The sequence below is a fragment of the Aeromicrobium sp. WCS2018Hpa-31 genome, from assembly GCF_031843905.1.
GTDB lineage: Bacteria > Actinomycetota > Actinomycetes > Propionibacteriales > Nocardioidaceae > Aeromicrobium.
Genome location: NZ_JAVTJF010000006.1, coordinates 222,738 through 243,146, shown reverse-complemented (window position 1 = coordinate 243,146; position 20,409 = coordinate 222,738). Strand labels below are relative to the sequence as shown.

At 72.0% G+C, this 20,409-nt stretch carries 17 protein-coding genes; 2 read left to right on the top strand and 15 right to left on the bottom strand.

What is annotated here, in order from left to right:
* Positions 1–39 precede the first annotated feature (39 nt).
* The 9 genes from RQG84_RS09915 to RQG84_RS09875 all read right to left on the bottom strand — a co-directional run bounded on the left by RQG84_RS09915 (position 40) and on the right by RQG84_RS09875 (position 12,844).
* The gene (locus RQG84_RS09915) at positions 40–1,800 is read right to left on the bottom strand and encodes an ABC transporter ATP-binding protein (protein WP_311209901.1); all 1,761 of its coding nucleotides are present in this window, start codon (positions 1,798–1,800) and stop codon (positions 40–42) included.
* Positions 1,797–2,783 (bottom strand): ABC transporter permease, encoded by a 987-nt coding sequence (locus RQG84_RS09910; RefSeq protein ID WP_311209900.1) that lies wholly within the window; start codon positions 2,781–2,783, stop codon positions 1,797–1,799. The genes RQG84_RS09915 and RQG84_RS09910 overlap by 4 nt, the downstream gene beginning before the upstream one ends.
* Positions 2,776–3,702, bottom strand: coding sequence for an ABC transporter permease (locus RQG84_RS09905; RefSeq protein ID WP_311209899.1), 927 nt, complete (start codon positions 3,700–3,702; stop codon positions 2,776–2,778). The genes RQG84_RS09910 and RQG84_RS09905 overlap by 8 nt, the downstream gene beginning before the upstream one ends.
* A gap of 147 nt (positions 3,703–3,849) precedes the next feature.
* A complete protein-coding gene (locus RQG84_RS09900; RefSeq protein ID WP_311209898.1) occupies positions 3,850–5,475 on the bottom strand; it encodes an ABC transporter substrate-binding protein in 1,626 nt (541 codons plus the stop codon).
* A gap of 206 nt (positions 5,476–5,681) precedes the next feature.
* A complete protein-coding gene (locus RQG84_RS09895; protein ID WP_311209897.1) occupies positions 5,682–6,629 on the bottom strand; it encodes an electron transfer flavoprotein subunit alpha/FixB family protein in 948 nt (315 codons plus the stop codon).
* A 17-nt stretch (positions 6,630–6,646) separates the two neighbouring features.
* Positions 6,647–7,429, bottom strand: a complete 783-nt coding sequence (locus RQG84_RS09890; protein ID WP_055967082.1) for an electron transfer flavoprotein subunit beta/FixA family protein — start codon at positions 7,427–7,429, stop codon at positions 6,647–6,649.
* 201 nt (positions 7,430–7,630) lie between these two features.
* Complete coding sequence (locus RQG84_RS09885; RefSeq protein ID WP_311209896.1) at positions 7,631–8,992, bottom strand: hypothetical protein; 1,362 nt, start codon at positions 8,990–8,992, stop codon at positions 7,631–7,633.
* 61 nt (positions 8,993–9,053) lie between these two features.
* Positions 9,054–11,945 carry a hypothetical protein gene (locus RQG84_RS09880; RefSeq protein ID WP_311209895.1) on the bottom strand — a complete coding sequence of 964 codons (2,892 nt, stop codon included), beginning with the start codon at positions 11,943–11,945 and terminating at the stop codon, positions 9,054–9,056.
* Between the two features lie 119 nt (positions 11,946–12,064).
* Positions 12,065–12,844 (bottom strand): enoyl-CoA hydratase-related protein, encoded by a 780-nt coding sequence (locus RQG84_RS09875; protein WP_311209894.1) that lies wholly within the window; start codon positions 12,842–12,844, stop codon positions 12,065–12,067.
* 135 nt (positions 12,845–12,979) lie between these two features.
* Between RQG84_RS09875 and RQG84_RS09870 the strand changes: the two genes are divergently transcribed.
* Complete coding sequence (locus RQG84_RS09870; RefSeq protein WP_311209893.1) at positions 12,980–14,659, top strand: maltotransferase domain-containing protein; 1,680 nt, start codon at positions 12,980–12,982, stop codon at positions 14,657–14,659.
* Between the two features lie 63 nt (positions 14,660–14,722).
* Positions 14,723–15,604, top strand: a complete 882-nt coding sequence (locus RQG84_RS09865; protein ID WP_311209892.1) for an NUDIX hydrolase — start codon at positions 14,723–14,725, stop codon at positions 15,602–15,604.
* Between the two features lie 4 nt (positions 15,605–15,608).
* On the opposite strand, the gene RQG84_RS09860 is transcribed toward RQG84_RS09865, so the two are convergent.
* The 6 genes from RQG84_RS09860 to meaB form a co-directional block, all read right to left on the bottom strand.
* Positions 15,609–16,571 (bottom strand): hypothetical protein, encoded by a 963-nt coding sequence (locus RQG84_RS09860; RefSeq protein ID WP_311209891.1) that lies wholly within the window; start codon positions 16,569–16,571, stop codon positions 15,609–15,611.
* Positions 16,568–17,581, bottom strand: coding sequence for a hypothetical protein (locus RQG84_RS09855; RefSeq protein ID WP_311209890.1), 1,014 nt, complete (start codon positions 17,579–17,581; stop codon positions 16,568–16,570). The genes RQG84_RS09860 and RQG84_RS09855 overlap by 4 nt, the downstream gene beginning before the upstream one ends.
* A gap of 74 nt (positions 17,582–17,655) precedes the next feature.
* Positions 17,656–18,561 carry a tetratricopeptide repeat protein gene (locus tag RQG84_RS09850; RefSeq protein ID WP_311209889.1) on the bottom strand — a complete coding sequence of 302 codons (906 nt, stop codon included), beginning with the start codon at positions 18,559–18,561 and terminating at the stop codon, positions 17,656–17,658.
* 69 nt (positions 18,562–18,630) lie between these two features.
* Positions 18,631–19,185: a PH domain-containing protein gene (locus tag RQG84_RS09845; protein ID WP_311209888.1), complete on the bottom strand. Its 555-nt coding sequence runs from the start codon at positions 19,183–19,185 to the stop codon at positions 18,631–18,633.
* A 5-nt stretch (positions 19,186–19,190) separates the two neighbouring features.
* Positions 19,191–19,349 carry a hypothetical protein gene (locus RQG84_RS09840; protein WP_164468778.1) on the bottom strand — a complete coding sequence of 53 codons (159 nt, stop codon included), beginning with the start codon at positions 19,347–19,349 and terminating at the stop codon, positions 19,191–19,193.
* 76 nt (positions 19,350–19,425) lie between these two features.
* The gene (gene meaB, locus RQG84_RS09835) at positions 19,426–20,385 is read right to left on the bottom strand and encodes a methylmalonyl Co-A mutase-associated GTPase MeaB (protein WP_311209887.1); all 960 of its coding nucleotides are present in this window, start codon (positions 20,383–20,385) and stop codon (positions 19,426–19,428) included.
* Positions 20,386–20,409 lie beyond the last annotated feature (24 nt).

Below are 20,409 nucleotides of genomic sequence, written 5' to 3'. Positions count from 1 at the left end.
AACGAGTCAACCTGGTCTCACCCCCGAGCCGTCACCGGATCAGGCGTCGCCGGCCTCCACCACGCCGAGCGGGATCGACCCGCCCGGGATCGCATCGAGGAGCATCCGCGTGTAGTCCTGCTGCGGGTTCTCGAACACGTCGGTCACGCTCGACTGCTCGACGACCTGGCCGTTCTGCATCACCACCACGTTGTCGGCGATCTGCCGCACGACCGCGAGGTCGTGGGTGATGAACAGGTACGACAGGCCCAGCTCGCTCTGGAGCTCGTTGAGCAGGTTCAGGATCTGCGCCTGCACCAGCACGTCGAGCGCCGAGACGGCCTCGTCGCAGATGACCACCTCGGGGTCCAGGGCGAGGGCCCGCGCGATGGCGACGCGCTGCCGCTGTCCGCCGGACAGCTCGTTGGGGTAGCGCGTCATGACCGACGCCGGCAGCGACACCTTGTCGAGCAAGTCGCGAATCTTGGCCTCGCGCTCCTTGGAGGTGCCGATGTCGTGGAGCCGCAGCGGCTCCTCGATGGACCGGTAGATCGAGTACATCGGGTCCAACGACGCGTACGGGTTCTGGAAGACCGGCTGCATCTGCCGTCGCATCGCCAGCTGCTGCTTCTTGGACCGCAGGCTGGTGATGTCGACGCCGTCGAACTCCACCGACCCGCTCGTGGCGTCGAGCAGGCCGAGCACCATGCGCGCCACGGTGGACTTGCCCGAGCCGGACTCCCCCACGATGGCCGTCGTCGTGCCGCGCTCGAGGCGGAACGAGACCTGGTCGACGGCCGTGAAGTCCGTGGACTGACCCGGACGGCTGCCACGGATCTTGAAGACCTTGGTCAGGTCCTTGGCCTCGATGATCGTGCTGGCCCCCTCGCCGAACTCGCCGGTGTCGGTCGCGACCTCCGCAGCGATCTCAGCCGCGGTCTGCACCGCCTGCTCGCGCACCTCGGCACGCGCCTGGACCGACGAGAGCCGCTGCGAGGCGAGCGACGGCGCCGAGCTCACGAGGCGCTTGCTGTAGGGGTGCTGGGGGTCCTGCAGGATCTCCAGCGCCGGCCCCGACTCCACGATCTGGCCGCGGTACATGACCACCAGGTGGTCGGCGCGCTCAGCGGCGAGACCGAGGTCGTGGGTGATGAGCAGCACCGCGAAGCCGAGCTCGTCGGTGAGCCGGTCGAGGTGGTCGAGGATCTGCTTCTGCACGGTCACGTCGAGCGCCGAGGTGGGCTCGTCGGCGATGAGCAGCTTGGGGCGTGCTGCCAGGCCCATGGCGATGAGCGCGCGCTGGCGCATCCCGCCGGAGAACTCGTGCGGGTACTGACGGGCCCGGCGCTCGGCGTCGGGCAGACCGGCCTCCTCGAGGAGCTCGACCACGCGGGCGTCCGCGGCCTTGCCCTTGGCGACGCCGTTGGCCTCGAGCGACTCCTTGATCTGGGTGCCCACCCGCCACAACGGGTTCAGGTTCGACATCGGGTCCTGCGGCACGAGACCGATGGACGACCCACGCAGCGCGACGATGTCGGACCGCTTCGCGTGGGCGATGTCCGTGCCCTCGAACAGGATCTGGCCACCGGTGATGCGTCCGGTCCCCGGGAGCAGGTCGATGATGGCGTGCGCCGTCGTCGACTTGCCCGAGCCGGACTCGCCGACGATGGCCACGGTCTGACCGGGGTAGACCGTCAGGTTCGCGCCGATGACGGCGGGGACGATCGTCTTCTTGTCGGCCTCGAAGCCGACGTGCAGGTCCTTGACCTCGAGCAGCGGCTGCTCGCCGGAGGTGCGGCCCTCGGGGTTCGGGTTGCTCATCGCTTCTTGGCCTTCGGGTCGAGGGCGTCGCGCACGGCGTCGCCGAGGAGGATGAAGCTGAACACGGTCAGCGCGAGCGCACCGGCTGGCCAGAACATGGTGCCGAGCCGGGTGCCGGACCTCACCTGGTTCTGCGCCGACGAGATGTCGTTGCCCCACGACACGATGCTCGAGGGAAGACCGAGGCCCAGGAAGGACAGCGTGGCCTCGGCGACGATGAAGATGCCCAACGAGACCGTGGCGGTCACGATGACCGGGGCCAGCGAGTTCGGGACCACGTGCCGCAGGAGGTTGCGTCGAGGCGTGGCGCCCAGCGCCCGCGCTGCGTCGACGAACTCCTGCTGCTTGGTCTCGATGACCGCACCACGAGCGATACGGGTGACCTGCGGCCAGCCGAACAGGCCGAGCGCGAGCACGATCGCCAGGACCGAGCCCCAGAAGCCGCGGTCGGGCCACACGTTGTTGAGGGCCGACAGCAGCACGATGGCGGCGAGCAGCAGCGGGATCGCGTAGAAGACGTCGGCGATGCGCGAGATCAGCGAGTCGAAGAAGCCGCCGTAGAAGCCCGCGACGGCCCCCGTGACCAGGCCCAGCAGCGCGACGATGATCGTGGTGAACACGCCGACCGCGACGGAGGCCCGCGCGCCGTAGATCACCCGGGAGTACACGTCGCAACCCTGGGAGTCGAAACCGAGCGGATGCCCGGGCGCGGCAGGACGAAGACGCAGTCCCGTCTGGCAGTACGTCGGGTCGTTGTTGGTGAACAGGCCGGGGAACACCACGACCACGGCCACCAGGACGAGCAGACCTGCGGAGATGAGGAACAGCGGGTTCTTGCGCAGCTGCTTCCACGCCTCCTTCCACTGGCTCTCCGGGGGCGCGGTGGTGTCGAGGGCACCCACGTCGTGCAGGGGCGTGTCCTCCAGCGGAGCGAGGTAGCGCTCCTGACCGGGGCGGGGGGTGGACGAGCGGCCGTCAGGCATAGCGGATCCTCGGGTCGAGCAGGGCGTAGAGCAGGTCCACGACGAGGCTGGTGAGCACGTAGACGAGCACCATGATGGTCACGACGGAGACGATCGTGGGGGTCTCCCCACGTCGGACCGCCTCGAAGGCCAGGTTGCCGACACCGGGGACGTTGAAGATGCCCTCGGTCACCACCGCACCAGCCATCAGCCCGCCCAGGTCCGCACCGAGGAACGTCACCACGGGGATGAGGGAGTTGCGCAGCACGTGGCGCCGGTTGACCTGCCCGTCGGGCAGGCCCTTCGCTCGGGCGGTGCGCACGTGGTCGGCCGTGAGGTTCTCGATGACCGACGTCCGCGTCAGGCGCAGCACGTACGCGAACGAGACGAGTCCGAGCACGATGGCCGGCAGGAGCAGCTCGCGGAACGTCGCCTGCGAGCTCACGAGAGCGGGTAGGGCTCCGAGCTTGATGCCCACGACGAGCTGGAGCACGAAGCCGAACACGAAGATCGGCACCGCGATGACGAGCAGCGAGACGACCAGCATGGTGGAGTCGAACAGCTTGCCGCGACGCATGCCGGCGTAGAAGCCAGCGGCCACGCCGAGAACGGCCTCGATGACGAGGGCCATCAGGGCGAGCTTGATCGTCACGGGGAACGCGCGCTGCACGAGGTCGATGACGGGCTGGCCGCTGAACGCGGTGCCGAAGTCGAGGGTCAGCGCGCCCTTGAGGAACAGCAGCCACTGCACCAGGAACGGCTTGTCGAAGTTGTACTGCTCACGCAGCGCCTGGTAGGTGCCCTCGGGCACCGGCTTGTCGCCGAACAGGGCGACGATCGGGTCTCCAGGTCGCAGGAACACCATCGCGTAGATGAGCAGCGTGGCTCCGAGGATCACCGGGATCGCTTGGAGGAGACGCTTGCCGACGTACCACCACATGGGCAGAACTCCTTGTCTGAGGGGGCGGCGACACCGCGACCCGCCACGACGATACGCCGCGGGCGGAAGCGCCACCGAGGGACCCGGACACACCTGTGGGGCAACACCTGAGGTGTTGCCCCACGGGTGGTCGTGCGGGCGCCGGAGCTACTTCTTGGTGATGAGGTGCAGCTCGGGCTGGTTCTGCCAGTTGAACTCGACGTTCTCCACGTTCTTCGACGCGGCGGCCGCGACGTTGGAGTACCAGAGAGGGATGGCCGGCAGGTCCTTGAACAGGACCTCCTGAGCCTGCGACTGAAGCGTGTAGCGCTTGTCCTCGTCGGGCTCGCCGGCGACCTGCTTCATGAGGTCGTCGAACTCCTTGCTGGAGTAGTCACCGTCGTTCGACCCGGCCTTGGTCTGGTACAGCGGGGCCAGGTAGTTGAAGATCGACGGGTAGTCGGGCTGCCAACCGGTGCGGAAGGAGGTCTTGATGGTGCGGTTGGTGACATCCGAACGAAGCTCGTCGAACGTGGCGTAGGCCTTGGCCTTGGCGTCGATGCCGAGGTTGTTCTTGAGCTGGTTCACGACGGCGTCGACCCACTCCTTGTTGCCGGGACCGTCGCCGTTGTAGGCGATGGAGAAGGATCCGTCGAACTCGGCGATGTCGTCGGCCTGGGCCCACAGGTCCTTGGCCTCGGTGGCGTCGAACTGCAGCACCTCGCTGCCCGGGATCTCCTTGTCGAAGCCGGGCATGACCGGGGCCGAGAAGTCGACGGCCGGCGTGCGGGTGTCGTCGAAGATGTTCTTCGTGATCTCCTCGCGGTTGATCGCCTTGGAGATGGCCTGACGACGCAGACGTCCCTCGTCGTTGGTGCCGAAGCCGGGCAGACGCTCGGGGATGGTGATCGAGCCGAAGACCGAGCCCGGCTCGGAGATGGCCTGGACCGAGTCGTCCTCCTGGAAGGTCGGCAGGGCGCTCGGCGGCACGGCGTCGAGGACGTCGAGGTCACCGGTCTGGATGGCCGTGTAGGCGGTGTCGGGGTTCGTGAAGAACTTCAGCGTGACGCCACCGTTCTTCGGCTTGCGCACACCGTCGTAGGAGTCGTTCGGGACGAGCTTGATCTGGACGTCGTGCTCCCACGCGCCCTTGCCGTCCATCTTGTACGGGCCGTTGCCGATCGGGTCCTCGCCGTAGGCCTTGATGTCGTCGAACGCCGACTCGGGCAGCGGGTAGAACGCCGAGTAGCCCAGACGCGCCGGGAAGTCGGCCTCGGGCTGGTTCAGCTCGATCGTGAAGGTCTTCTCGTCGACGACCTTGAGGCCCTCGAGCGTCTTGGCGGTCGGCTTCTCCTCCTGGACGGCGTCGAAGCCCTTGATCGGGTAGAAGAAGTAGCTGTTCAGCTGCTTGTTGGTGCTGAGGGCGCCGTAGTTCCACGCGTCCACGAAGGAGTCGGCGGTGACGGGGGTGCCGTCGGAGAACTCCCAGTCCTTGAGCTTGACGGTCCAGGTGACGTTGTCCTCGGACTCGATCGACTCCGCGACCTCGTTCACGCTCGAGCCGTCCTTCTGGTACGAGACCAGACCGGCGAAGAGCAGGTCGATGGCGCGACCGCCACCGGTCTCGTTCGTCGAGGTGGGGACGAGCGGGTTCTGGGGCTCGGTGCTGAAGTTGGTGATGACCGAGTCGGTGGACCCGGAGTCGTCACCGCCCCCGCCACAAGCCGCCAGGACGAGGCTGCCCGCGGCGAGCAGGGCTACGCCCGCGACGCGAGTACGTCGGGAGAGACGCATGGATTCCTCCTGTGAAGATGGGTGCACGCAGGCGCGTGCGCCCCTATTGCTATCACCGCGACAGGGCCGCAGGACAGGGTCCGTCGATGACTTAACCAACTTGGAACCTGATCCCGATGGGCCACGTCGTCGTGGCCCGGACGGACCATGGGGACGCACGAGGGCCCCGGACCGTGTGGTCCGGGGCCCTCGTGGCTGGAGTGCGATCAGCCCTTGCGCTGGGCGATGCCCTCGGTGGCCTGCGGCAGGACCGTCTTCAGGTCGCCGACGACGCCGAAGTCGACGAGCTCGAAGATCGGCGCCTCCTCGTCCTTGTTGACCGCGACGATGGTCTTGGACGTCTGCATGCCGGCGCGGTGCTGGATGGCACCGGAGATGCCGTTGGCCACGTACAGCTGCGGCGAGACGGTCTTGCCCGTCTGACCGACCTGGAAGCTGTGCGGGTACCAGCCGGAGTCGACCGCGGCGCGCGAAGCGCCCACGGCGGCACCGAGGCTGTCGGCGAACGCCTCGACCTCGGTGAAGTCGCCACCGGTGCCACGGCCGCCGGAGACCACGATGGCGGCCTCGGTGAGCTCGGGACGACCGGAGGCGGCCTTCTCCTTGGTGGAGACGATCTTGGCGCCCTTGGCGGCGTCGGAGACCTCGACCGTGACGGCCTCGACCGTGCCGGCGCCCGAGGCGGCCTCGGGGGCCACGGAGTTGGGCTTGACGGCGATCACCGGGATGCCCTTGGTGACCTGGGCGTCCACGGTGAAGTTGCCGGCGAAGACCGACTGCGTGGTGGTGACGACGTCGCCGTCGACCTTCACGTCGACCGCGTCGGTGATGAGACCGGACTCGGTCCGCAGCGCGACGCGGGCGGCGATCTCCTTGCCCTCCGTGCTGGAGGGGACCAGCACGGCCGAGGCGGAGGAGTCGGTGACGATCTTGGTGAGCGCCTCGGCCTTGGGGCCGACCAGGTACTCGCCGTAGACGGCGTCGTCGAGCTGGTAGATCTTCTCGGCGCCGTGCTCGGCCAGCGAGCCGGGGACGTCGGCGCCGAAGACGACGGCCGACGGCTCACCGATCTTGCGGGCGATCGTGAGGAGCTCGAGGCTGGGCTTGGTGGCGTTGCCGTCGACGACGTCGACGAGCACGATGACTTCGGACATGTCTCTGCTCTCCCTGCTCAGACGAACTTCTTGGAGGCGAGGAACTCGACGAGCTTGGAGCCGCCGTCGCCCTCGTCGGTGATGATCTCGCCGGCGGTGCGCGGCGGGCGCGGCTCGGTCGAGGCGACCTTCGTCCACGCGGCGTCGAGGCCCACGTCGGACGCGTCGACACCGAGGTCGGACAGGTCCCACTCCTCGACCGGCTTCTTCTTGGCCGCCATGATGCCCTTGAAGGACGGGTAGCGGGCCTCGCCGGTCTGGTCGGTCACGCTGACGACGAGCTTGCCCGTGCCCTGGACCTCCTGCGTGGCGACGTCGCCGTCACGCTTGATGGTCACGGTCTCGCCGTCGACGGTGATCTCGCCGCCGAGGGTGACCGCGGGCAGGCCGAGACGCTCGGCGACGAGCGTCGGGACGACACCCATGCCGCCGTCGGTCGAGGCCATGCCGAAGAAGACGAAGTCGTACTCGAGCTTCTCGAGGGCCTTGGCCAGCACGAGCGACGTGGCGAACGCGTCGGAGCCGGCGATGGCCTCGTCGTTGACGTGCACACCCTTGTCGGCGCCCATCTGCAGCGCCTTGCGCACGGCGTCGGCGGCGTCGTCGGGGCCGACGGTGAGGACGGTGACCTCGCCATCGCCCTCCTCGACGACCTTGAGGGCCTGCTCGACGGCGTACTCGTCGAGCTCGGACAGCAGACCGTCGACGTTCTCACGGTCCACGGTGTTGTCGGACGAGTCGAAGGTGCGGTCGGCCGTGGCATCCGGCACGTACTTCACCGCGACGACGATGTTGGTCACGAGGACCCTCCTGTGGTCGGGGACGCGACGCTCGGCGTCGCGTGGTCGGGAGGTCCACCTTCCCACGTGGAGCACCACGCGGTGAGGGCAGCCTTGCGTCGCAGGTTACCGGCGGGTTACAAGCGCGGCCACCCACACCGGCAATGGCGTCGGTCACATCGCTGCACGCCACGTCGCCCGCGGTGCCGGCCGACCGCCGACTCAGGCGTCGCGGCGGGAGAGCAGCGACGGCGCAGCCACCCCGACGATCAGGTAGACCACCGAACCGCCGCCGTAGGCGACGAACGCCTCCTTGGCCGCAGCGTTCTCCCCGGAGAAGGCGACCAGGCCACGCAGTGGTGCCGTGAGCGGGTCCGCGACCACGGCGACCGCCCGCAGCACACCGGCGTCGGCGTCGAAGCCGAAGGCGACGAGGAGGGCGGCGAGCGCCAGCAGCACCGAGGCCACCAGTCCGAGCACGCCGATCGCCACGCCCACAAGGGACACCACACGCGCCGGTCCGAAGGAGGAGGACTCCTGCGGCACCGACGGCGGCTCCGGCACGCTGTCGTCGACCTCGCGGGCCGGCGCCTTCTCGACCCGACGACGCCGGGCCGCCTGGCCCTTCTCGGCGCGTGCCCGCTCCTTCGCCTCGGCCTTCTCGCGACGACGCGCCACGGTGGCTGCCGCCGCCGCCCGGCGGTCGTCACCTCGACCGCCGCGGTCCACCGGTTCCTGAGAGGTGTGCTCGGACTCGCGCGCGTCGGCACGGGGGTCCTGGGCGCCGGCCTCGGTGGCCTCGACGTCCTGGTGGGCGGCACCGACGGCGTCGAGGAGGGCCGTCTCCTCGGCCAGGTCGGCAGCGGAGCCGTCCTCGGACCGGGTCGTCGTCGACTCCTGCTCCGGCGTGCCGTCGCCCGGCATCGGGTCCTGCGCGTCGGGGTCCTCGGGCGCAGGGTCCTGGCCCGCGACGTCCTCGCCCGCGACGTCCTGGGACGAGGGGGCGTCGGCCTCGTCGGCTCGAGCGGTGGTCGGGCGTCCGGCCAGGGCGGCGAGGGCCGCGGCCTTGCTCTTCTCGCGGCGCTGAGCCTTCTGCTCCGCCGCCGCGCTCTCGGCCTGGCGACGTCGGTCCTGCTCGACCCGCGCGGCCGCGGCCTGCTCCTCGGCGAGCTGCCTCGTCCGCTCGTCCTCGACCTCCTGCGCGGCCTTGCGGGCCGCGGCCTGCTCGGCCTCGCGCTGCTTGGCCTCCGCCCGCTCGGCCGCCTCACGATCCTTGGCCTCGGCGCGTTCGCGCCTGGCTCGATCCTTCTCCGCCTTGGCGGCGGCTCGCTGCTCCTCACGGGCTCGGCGCGCGGCAACACGCTTCTCGGCCTTGGCCTGCTTGGCCGCTCGGCGCCGGTCCCCCGCGTCGCGGCGGGCGTGGTCACCGGGCTGGGCCTCCAGCTCGGCCGCACCGTCGTCGGACGAGCCGCCGTGCGTCGCAGCGATCCACGCGAGCGAACCCGGCACGAGGTCCTCGTAGGACCGCGTCGGGCGCGCGTCGTCGGGCGCAGGCGTCGCCTGCGCAGGCTCCGGGGTCGCCACCGGCTCGTCCTCGGGCGTGCTCGCCTCGAGTCCGGCGACGATCGCGCCGGCGGTCAGGTACTCAGGATCGGCGGATGACCCTTTTTTTGGTCGGGGGGACGGATCCCCCGGTCCCGTCGCTCACCTCCGGGGGGGTCTCGGTGCCCACGGACGGCTTCTCGTCCACGAACTCCCCCACTAACGGTTCCGAGAGGCTCTCGGAGAACGTCGGAGTGGCCTTGGCCGACTGGTTGGCCGCCACGATGTGGGACTGCGCCACCCGCTCGGCCTCGGCCTCGGCCGCCGCGACCCATTCCATGGCCGTCGCCTCGGCCTCGGCCAGCTTCTCCTCGGCGGCCGAGCGTGCGGCCGCCACGGCCTGGCTGAGTCGCTCCTGCGCGTCGCGCTTGGCCTGCTGGACGACGCGGTCCGCCTCGGCGCGCGCCTCCTCGATCCGTCGCCGCGCGTCGTCGTCGGCGCGCTGCGCCACGGTGCGAGCCTCGGCCTCGGCCTGCGAGAGGCGGTCGGCCGCCTGCTGCTCGGCCTCGGCCAGCTTGCGCTCCGCGGTGACGCGTGCCTGCTCGGCCTCCTCGGCCTGACGACGCGTGGCCTCCTCGCGAGCGGCTGCGGACGCCCGCGCGGCGTCGGCAGCCTCGGCCGCCACGCGCTCGGCCTCGGCCTGGGCGTTGCGGACGCGCTCCTCCGCGACCCGCTCGGCCTCGGCCAGCTGTGCGGTGGCCTGGTTGCGCTCCTCCTCGGCCTGGCGTGCGAGCTCGGCCACCTCGGCGGTGACGCGCTCCACATGGGCCCGGGCCTCGTCGCGCTCGCGGGCGAGCTCGGTCGCCGCGAGCTCGTGCCGCTCGGCGGCCTCGGACGCGAGGCGCTCCGCCTCCGCCGCGGCCAGCTGGTCCCCGGCCGTGCGCTCGGCGTCGGAGAGCCGCACGGCGATGGCGACGCGCTCGGCCGCCACCTCCTGCGCGTACTTCTCCGCCTCGGCCTTCGCGGCGGCCACGTGCTCGGCCGACGTCCGCTCGGCGTCGGCCACGACCTTCTCGGCCTCGAGCCTCACCTGCTCCAGCTTGGCCTCGGCCTCGGCACGCTCCTTCTCGAGCTGCTCGAGGGCCGCTTCGCGATCCCTCCGGGCACCCTCGGCGAGCTTCTCGGCCTCGGCACGGGCCTCGCTGATACGACGCTCGGCGTCCTGCTCGGCCGCGGCGAGCCGTCGCTGGGCGGCGTCCTCGGCGTCACGCTCACCCTGGGCGAGTCGTTCGGCCGCCTTGCGCGACGCCTCCTCCTCGGCGGCGGCGATGCGTCGCTCGGCCTCGGCCTTGGCCTCGTCGAGCCGCTCCTGCGCGGCCCGCTCGGCCTCGGCACGGGCGACCTCGACGCGCTCGTCGGCCTCCTTCTGCAGCTGCTCGATCTTCGCCGACGCCGCCTGGCGCTCGCGCTCGATCTCCGCCGTGACGCGATCGGCCTCCTCGCGTGCGGCGCGGACCCGCTCCTCCGCCGCCTGCTCGGCTGCGCGCAGTCGACCCTGCAGCACCTCGCGCTGCTCGGCCTCGTCGGCGCGGATGCGAGCGGCCACCTCGGCGCGCTCCCTGGCCGCCTCCTCCATGAGGCGGGCGGCCTCGGCGCGCGCGGCGCTGACCCGCTCCTGGGCCGCGGCGCTGGCGGCAGCCAGCTTCTCGGCGAACGTGCTCGGAACCGCGGGCGGGGCCGGGCTCGCCACCGCAGCAGCCTCCGGTGCGGAGCTGGTCGGCGCGGGGTCCTCGGGGGCGGGCGCCTCGAGGCTCTCCGTCGCGGCGGCAGGAGCCTCCTCGGCCTCGTCGGCGTCCACGGCGCGGTCCTGCGGCGGCTCGACCGGCTCCGAGAGCGCGTCGACGTGGTCGTCGGTCGGGACCTCGGACGTCGGCTCGGCGTGCTCCACGACGGTCTCGTCCGGCGTGCTCTCGGGCTGCGTGCCCTCGTGCTGCGTGCTCTCGGGCTGCGTGCCGTCGTGCGGCTGGGCCGCGACCGACTCGCTCTCCTCGGCCTTCGCAGCGGACTCGGTCTCGGCGTCGGGACTCGTCGCCCCGGCCGTCGCGGTCTCGGCAGGAGGCTGGTCGTCGGGCGCGGACTCGTCGGCCTGCGCGAGCGCGGGCTCGGCGCGCTCGGGCTCGGGCTCGGGCTCGGAGACCGCGACACCCTCGGACTGCGACGCCGTCACGGACTCCTCCGTGCCGGAGGCCTCGACCGGGTCGGCGTCGGCCGTGACCACGTCGTCGGCGACCGGTCGGTCGGCCGCGACGGGAGCGGCGGGCGTCTCCGGCTCGGCAAGGCTCGCCGCGGTGGGCGGCATCCAGCGCCTCGTCTGCGGCTGCTCGACCGCTTCGGCCTCAGGAGCGGCGGAGGCGGGAGCCTCGGGCTCGACGGCGGCCGGGTCGTCCGTGTCGTCCAGCAGCGCCGCATCGATGTGCTCGTCGTCGTTCGGGACCCGACCGGTCAGGGCGTCCGCGACCGTGGGCCGGGCCTCGGGCTCCGCCGGCGCCGCGGGGACCTGGGGCATCTCGGCGGTCTTCTCGGCCTCGGGCACCTGGCTCGCCGACCCGGCCTCGACGGACGGAGTCTCGACGGGCTCGGGGGCGGTGGGCTTGGGCTCCTGCTGCGCCGCCTCGGCCGGCTGCTCGGCGTCGAGAGCCTCCTCGGCCGCGCGCAGGGCCGGCTCGACCGGACCGTCCTCGGAGCGGCGTCCGCGACGGGAGGCGCTGAACGCCCGTGCCGCGTTGCGCTCGCTGCGCCGCTTCTCGGCAGCCACCTGGCGCGCGGCGCGCTGCGCTGCCCGCTTGCGTCGCCGGTCGTCCGCGGACCCGGAACCGCCCGCGTCGCTCGTGTCGGCGGCGTCGTCGCCGTCGGACTGCGCGAGCATGTCCGCCGCGACCTTCAAGGGGTCGGCACGCCGACGATCCTGTGGCTGGTTCGACCCTGAGTCGGTCATGACTCCCCTTCTTGGCGACACGGCGGCACGTCGCAGCACAGTATGCCCCATGCGCCTCTCGTGCCACGGACGTTTCGCGGCGATGTCGAGGCGTGAGACCTCGGACCGTCCCGTCCGGGTCAGGAACCGCTGAACGTGGCCTTGCCGGGACCGTTCTCGACGAACGAGTCCATGCCGGCGCTCCGGTCGTCGGTGGCGAAGAGGCCGGTGAACTCGATCCGCTCGATCTCCAGCCCCGTCTGCAGGTCCGTCTCCAGGCCGCGGTCGATCGCGCTCTTGGCCGCCCGCAGGGCCAGCGCCGGGCCCCCGACGAATCCGCGGGCCCACGCGAGGGCGGCCTCGAGCACCTCGTCGGCCGGGAGGACACGGTCGACCAGGCCGATGCGCAACGCCTCCTCGGCACCCACGAACCGCCCGGTGTAGACGAGGTCCTTCGCGACCGAGGGACCGACGAGGCGCGCCAGACGCTGCGTCCCACCCGCACCGGGGATGATGCCGAGCAGGATCTCGGGCTGGCCGAGCTTGGCGTTCTCCGCGGCGAACCGCAGGTCGGTGGAGAGGGCGAGCTCGCAGCCTCCGCCGAGCGCGAAGCCCGTGACGACCGAGACCGTCGGCTTGCCGATGCTCGCCACGGCCCGCGTGAACTCCTGCAGCAGGTGGCCGTGGGCGACCATCTGCTGGTAGCTCATCGCCGCCATCTCCTTGACGTCGGCGCCCGCGGCGAACACCTTGGGGCCTCCGTGCAGCACCACCGCGGCGACGTCGTCGCGGGTGTCGGCCTCACGGGCCACCTCCACCAGCTCGCGCTGCAGCTGGGCGTCGAGGGCGTTCATGGGCGGACGATCGAGTCGGATCACGCCGACTCCGTCGGTCACGTCGAGCTGGACGAGCTGCGTCACGCTGCTTCCTTCCGTCGGGCGACCACCCGAGGAAGGGGCCGCTGGTCCGTGGCCGCGAGCATAGGAGTCGTCGCGCCATGGGGCGGCATCGGGGGAACACGCCCGAAAGCCGCACGCACGCACTAGCGTGGGTCCATGGTCGCTCGGGTTCCGGTGCTGGAGGTCCGTCCGTGCCTGGACCGCGGCCGGTTCCCGGCCAAGGTCGTCCCCGGCGAACCGTTGCGCATCGAGGCGATCGTGCTGCCCGACGACCTCGAGGTCGGCGCCGCCGTGGTCCTCACCGACCCCGAGGGGAAGACGCGCGGCCCCGTCCCCCTGCGCCACCTCGGCGACCACCTGTGGTCGGCGACCGTCACCACCGACGTCGTCGGGGCCTGGACCTACCACGTCGAGAGCTGGCAGGAGCCGCTGCGCAGCTGGGCGGCTCGCGTCGTCTCCGACATCGACGGCGGCGCCGACGCCGAGAACGTCCTCGCCCACGGCAGCGCGCTCGTGCTCGGCATCGGCGACCGCGATCCCGCCGCGCTGCAGGTGGCCGAGGACCTCCTCGACGACGCCGCACCGGCCCACGAGCGGCTGGCCGAGGCGCTCGCCTACGTCGCGTCCCTGCCCGACGAGATCGGTCGGCTGCACGTCGACAGCACGGACCCACTGCCGTTGCGCGTCGATCCGGAACGAGCCCTCGTCGGCGCCTGGTACGAGCTGTCCCCCGCGTCCACGTCCGACCTGGCCACCGTCACGGAGGAGCTCGCACGGGTCGCCGCCCTGGGCTTCGACGTGGTCCGGCTCCCTCCGCTGCACCCGTCCGCGTCCGCCGACCCCTGGGATGCCGGACCGGCCACCGCGGAACACACGTCGGTGGATCCTCGCCTCGGCACCGTCGACGACGTCCTGGAGCTCGTCGAGCAGGCACACCACGTGGGCCTCGAGGTCGCCCTCGAGCTCGCCTGGACCATCTCGTCGTCCCACCCGTGGCTCGCACAGCACCCGAGCTGGTTCGTCCCCGCCGGAGACGACACCTGGCGGTTCGACCACGACGGGGACACCGGTGCCACCTACGCCGCGGTCCTGGACATGGTGACCACCTGGATCGGCCGGGGCATCAGCGCCTTCGTGGTGCAGGACGCGCACCGCTGGCCGCTGGCTCTGTGGGAGCAGCTGCTCCACGACGTCCGGGTCGCGGCCCCCGACGTGGTGCTGGTGGCCGAGGGCGATCCGTCGCCCGCACAGGCGCACGCGCTGTCGCTCGTCGGCTTCCACCAGACCACTCCGCCGCTGCACCGCGCCCTCGGCGTCCACGACGTCGAGGAGGTCCTCACCGGGATCGGCCGCGGGTCGGTGACCCGCCCGCAGCTGCTGGCGTCCACGCGCCACCGGCGCTCGTCGGCCCTCACCGGCGGATCCGCGGCCACCTTCCAGGCCTGGGCCGCCGTCGCGGCGCTCGGTGGACCCGCCTGGGGAGTCAGCAGCACGTTCTCCCCCACCGACGACCCCGCCGACGAGACGGTCGCCGCGTTCCTCACCCGCCTCAACGAGCTGCGCCGGTCCCACCCCGCCCTGCGGTCGCGTCGTGGTCTCGAGCTGCGACCGGTGCACCACGCCGGGGTGCTGGCCTTCAGCAGGACCTGCGCCGACGACGAGGTGCTCGTGGTGATCGACCTCTTCCCGGCCTTCTCCAAGACCGTGGGCGTGCAGACCACGCTGACCGGGAGCGACGGCCGGCTGCAGGACGAGCTCGACGGCTCCTGGCACGCCGCGGAGTCGATCCTGCTGGACCTCGAGCACCCGGTCCGAGTCCTCACGGGCCGGCGGTGACGCTCGCCCACGACGGCCGACGTCAGCGATGACGGCCGCGCAGGCTCCGCGTACGGTGGCGGCGTGAGCACCATCCTGCGAGACGACGACCTCGTCCTCGAGCCCACGAGCGGATCCGACGGACTCCACGGCTGGGCCCTGACCATCGACGGAGATCGTCTCGGCACGATCGCGCTGCTCGACGAGGGCCGTGGGGTGGGCTCGGTCCGCTGGAACACCGGCACCGGTGACGGCGCGCTCGGTCTCGCGGTCCGCGCCCTGCGACTGGTGCTCGAGCACGCCTTCGGGGAACGGGGGCTCCTGCGGGTGGAGGCCCGGGTCCCCGTGGACCGGACCGAGGACGTACGAGCGGCCTCGATCAGCGGCCTGCGCCGCGAGGGCATCGCCCGGGGAGCGGGCGACGCCCCCGACCGCGCGCTGCTCGCCCGGCTGCACGACGACCCTCCGGCCACGAGCCGCGACGGCTTCATCGCCCTGCTCAACGCGGGTCTGCCCACCAAGCGGGTCATCTCCCAGGGCCTGCTGCGCGACCCGCAGGGCCGCGTGCTGCTGTGTCGACTGACCTACAAGCAGGAGTGGGACCTACCCGGTGGCGTCGTCGAGGTCGGCGAGTCCCCCGCCGACGGCCTCGTGCGCGAGCTCGAGGAGGAGCTGGGCCTCACGGTGCAGGTGCGCGAGCTGCTGACCGTCAACTGGTTGCCCGCCTGGCGCGGATGGGACGACGCCTGCATCTTCCTGTTCGACCTCGGCGTGGTCGACACGTCGTACGTGGACGACATGGTGCTGCAGCCCACCGAGATCGTGTCGGTGCACTGGTGCGACAGCGAGACGGTGCACGACAAGGCGACCGCGGCCGCGATCGAGCTGCTCGACGCCGTGGCCGGCGACGACCTCGCGACCTACCGCGAGGCACCCCTCGCTCCCACCGAGCCGCCTACCGTCTGACCCGTCAGGGCCCCTGGGCCTCCACGACGCCGCCGTACTGACCGATGACCCTCGGCTTGCCCGACCCGCCGGGGATCGAGACGAGCACCTGGTGCAGGTAGCGCAGGCTGCCCGACGAGGACAGTCCCGACTCCAGCAGGGCCTTCTGCGGCGAGTCGTCCGGCCACGTGACCCGGACGCCCTCCCCCACCTCGTAGGAGTCGACGCGCTCGAGGGTCGCGAACACGAGCGCACCCCCGTCGGCGGTCCGCAGGACGTGCCGCACCTCTTGCGCCGACCACGTCTGCGTGAACGACACGTCCTCGAGCGAGGCGTTGCGCTCGGCCGCCGCGCGCATCTGCTCGATGAAGTCGTCCTGCTCGAGCGACGAGGCCGCGGGTGAGGCCGGGTCCGCGAGCACCGCGGCGTAGCGGTCGGCCGCGTCCTGGGGCGACATCGACATGCCGGTGGCGCTGTCCGGCGGCACCACGAGCTGGACCCCGTCGCGCTCCCGCAGGTCGGGCAGCGGCGTCGTGAGCAGCGTCTCCGGGCTGGCGACGAGGAACCACGGGTCCACGGCCGAGGCGCGCTCGAAGATCTGCACCCGATTGACCTCGGCCGCGCGGTCCTGCACCTCCACCATGAACCACAGGGGGTAGGCCGTGAACCGGGGCGTGGCCAGGCGCACGACGTCGTTGGAGGCCGAGTCGCCACCCACGGCTCGCGCCAGGCGCTGCGCCACCTCGAAGGACCCGGTGTCGATCGCCAGCACGGCACCGCTCTCCACGGTCGACAGCGGCTTGGGGTCGAGCAGCTCGGCGGCGGTGTCGCGCACCTTCTCGTAGCGGGCCAGCACCGCGTCGACCTCCGCGGCGTCGACCGGGACCGTGGACGGGGGCGCGTCGCCGCGCTCGCGCGGGAGACCACAGGCCGCGAGGACCAGCAGCGCACAGACCAGCGCCGCCAGGAGCCGTGAGGACCGCCTCATCGCTCGTCCTCCTCGTCGACGACCTCGTAGTCGGCCAGCTCGTCGGCCGAGACCTCGTGCTCCACGCCGTCCTCGTCGACGAACACGTAGACGACGTCCTGGACCGGCGTCGGCGCGGGTGGGTCGGCGATCGGCGTCGCCGGAGCCGGGGCCGGGGCGGTCTGCTCGCCGGACGCCGCCTCGACCGGACCGTCCACGGTGGAGGAGTCGGGCCCGGCGGCCTCCGCGGTCGGCACGTCGTCGTGCCCTGCCTGGTCGGCGAGGTCCAGGCGCGCCTGGAGACGTTCTGCCTCGTCCTCGGAGATCTCGTGCTCCACGCCCCGTTCGTCGACGAAGACGTAGACCACCTCCTCGACCTCCTCGACCTCCTCGTCCCCGCCCGAGGCACCCGGTGCCGCGACCCGCGCGGGAGCGAGTGCGGTGTCACGCCGCAGCAGCACACCCACCCACACGAGTCCGGCACCGACGAGCACCGCACCGAGGCCCAGCCCGAAGCCGCCCTTCACGCCGTAGGCGAACGTGACAGTGAGTCCGGAGAGGTCCGAGGCCCCCACCGCGAGCACGGCCACCGAGACGGACTCGTCAGGCAGGCTGGCACTGATCGACGCCCCACCGAGACCCGCCGACTCCGCGATCCACCAGTCGAGGGCCGTGGGCGCACCGGGCAGCGCCGGGCCTCCCTCGACCTCCCGGGTGCGGACCGTCCACGGCACCCGGAACGACGTCACCTCGAGCCGTTGCGTCCGACTCACGTAGTCCTGCACGTCCACGGTGTTGCCGAGGCCGACGAACACCGGCTTGTTCACCGGCACCTCGACCAGCACGTCGACCTGGAGCCCGCGGTAGGAGACGACACCGGGGGCGGTCACCACGGCGGCGGCGTCGGTGTCGACCTCGTGCGGGCCCGTCGTGAACCGGCTGTCCGGACCGAGCACCACGACGACCGCGAGGCCGACGACCGACAGGAGCACACCCACGACGAGCGCCGGCCAGGCCAGCCGTCCGCCCATCGTCGCTCTCCTCGCTGCGGCCACGCCTGTCGTCGCCGTCGCCGCACCCTAACCCTCCGGGTGCGCTCGCACCGTCAGAAGAGGGCGGACGCGAGGGCGCGTCGCGCGTCGGCCACCCGCGGGTCGTTCGATCCCACCACCACGAACAGCTCGAGCAGACGCTCGCGGATGCGGTCGCGGTCGTCGCCCTGCGCCTGGCGCACGAGCGCGACCAGACGGGCGAAGGCGTCCTCGACGTGGCCACCGCTGACGTCGAGGTCGGCCACCAGCAGCTGCGCGTCGAGGTCGTCGGGCCGGTCGGCCGCGGCTGCGCGAGCAGCCTGGAGGTCGGCGTCCTTCGTCCGGTCGAAGAGCTTGACCCCGGCCAGCCGCTCGGCCACCTCGGCGTCTCCGGGGTGCTGGGCCTTGAGTCGTTCGTACTCGGCGATGGCCGTGGTGGTGTCGCCTGCCGCGAAGGCGGTGTCGGCCGCGGCGAAGCGCGGGTCCTCGGCGGGCTCGGCCTCGACGTCCTCCGACGCGTCCGGCGCGGCGACCCGTCCGGACAGCCCGTTCTGGACCGCGACGGCGACCAGCTGGTCGAGGTACTGGCGCACCTCGGCCTCCTCGACCGCACCCTGGAAGAGCGGGACGGGCTGGCCCTTGACGAGACCCACGACCAGCGGGACGCCCTGGGCCTGCAGTGCCTGCGCGATGGCGGGATTGGCATCGGCGTCGACCCTGGCCAGCAGGGCGCGACCCTCGAGGCCGTCGACGGCGCGTCCGACGACGTCGACGAAGTCGCGGCTCTGGGGTGCGCGCGGCGACCACAGGGCCAGGACCACGACGTGCTGCATCGAGGCCTCGAGGGCGACGGTCTGGAAGTTCTGCTCGGTCACGTCGACCGCGTACGCCCCTGCGGCACCCGACGGTCCTGCGGCCGGGGACGGCGGGGGCGACGCCAGGGCGGACAGGTCGATGGCACCAGGACGCGAGAAGGTCATGGACCCATCCTAGGAAGTGGGGCCAGCGTCCTCACGCACCCCACGTCCCGAGGCCTCGGGCCCCGGCCCTCAGCGGCCGTCCTGCGCCTGCCGCTCGAAGGCCGTGCGCGGACCGCGCAGCCCGGAGCGCTGGACGACCCGCTGGATCGTCAGGTCGCGAGCGTCGGGATCGCCGATGAAGCGGATGTCGCGCAGGCCCTGGGCCTGGGCGGCCGACTCGAAGACGAAGTGCCCGTAGCCGAGCACCCGCCCCACGAACGGCTTCTCGACGGTGATGTCGAGGATGCGGGTGATGGGCATGGTGGCGATGCGCACCGAGAACACGCCCGAGGCGCGGAAGACCCGCATGTTGGTGATGACGAAGACGTCGCGGTGCTCCTGGAGCATCAGGTAGCCGGCGTGCAGCAGCACCCCGACGCCGAGCAGGATGAACAGCCACCCGATCTGGATGGGACCGACGACGGCCAGCACCCACAGAAGCACGGCGCCGAGGGCCTCGGCGGCGGGACGCAGGTAGACGACCGGGTGCTTGCGGACCAGGTCGATCACGTGCTCGCCCTCGTCGAGCAGCAGGTGCCCCTCGACGTCCTGCTCGGGAAGTCGCGCCAGCAGGGCGGCCAGCACGGGGCCTACCGGGTCAGCTCGTTGAAGAAGATGAAGACCTGGCCGAAGGCGTTCATGACGGCCTCGACCGCGCCGGAGACGGCGTCGGCCGCACCGGCGGGCGCGGTCAGCAGGTAGTAGACCACGAACGCGGCGACGAGGAGCACCAGGAGCTTCTTCAGCACGCGAACATTCCTATCGCACTCGACCGCCCGTCAGCGGCAGGCGCGCCCGGGCGATCGCTGAGACTGTCGACACGCCTCAGCGGACGACGTCGAGCAGCACGTCGGCCGCGGCGAACGGGTCCTGGTCGCCGGCCAGCACGGCCGCGGCGAGGTCGTCGAGACGCTCGTCTGCGCCGACGTGCCCGAACCGCTCTCGCAGCTCGTGCAGGGCGACGGCCTCGATCTCACGGCGGGTGCGGGCGAGCCGGCGTCGCCGCAGCCCGCCCGAGGACTCCTGGTGCTCGCGGTGCCGCTCGATCTCGGCCACGACCTCGTCGATCCCCTCACCACGCGAGGCCACCGTCAGGGTGATGGGTGGCTTCCAGGCGCCCTCGGGACGCTCGGACATCGCGATGACCGAGCGCAGCTCGCGCCGGGTGGACTGCGCACCGTCTCGATCGGCCTTGTTGACCACGAAGATGTCACCGACCTCCAGGATCCCGGCCTTGGCCGCCTGGATGCCGTCGCCCATGCCGGGGGCGAGGAGCACCAGGGTGGTGTCGGCGAGCCCGGAGACCTCCACCTCCGACTGTCCGACCCCCACGGTCTCGACCAGCACGACGTCGCAGCCGGCGGCGTCGAGCACACGCAACGCGTGCGGCGCCGCCCACGACAGACCGCCGAGGTGACCACGGCTGGCCATGGAGCGGATGTAGACGCCGCTGTCGGTGGCGTGCTCGCCCATGCGGATGCGATCACCCAGCAGCGCTCCACCGGAGAACGGGGAGGTCGGGTCGACCGCGAGCACACCCACGCGCTTGCCCTGGCCACGCAGAGCCCCGACCAGGGCGGCGGTCGAGGTCGACTTGCCCACACCGGGCGACCCGGTCAGGCCCACCACGTGGGCGCGGCCCACGAGTGGGGCGAGCGCCGCACTGACCTCGCGCAGCGCGGGCGACTCGTCCTCGACGAGCGAGATCAGACGCGCGACCGCCCGCGGCTGCCCCTCCTGGAGCCGCGCGACGAGGTCGGCGACGTCGGGAGTGGGGGCAGACACGGGCGGTCGGTTGCGCTGGTGAGG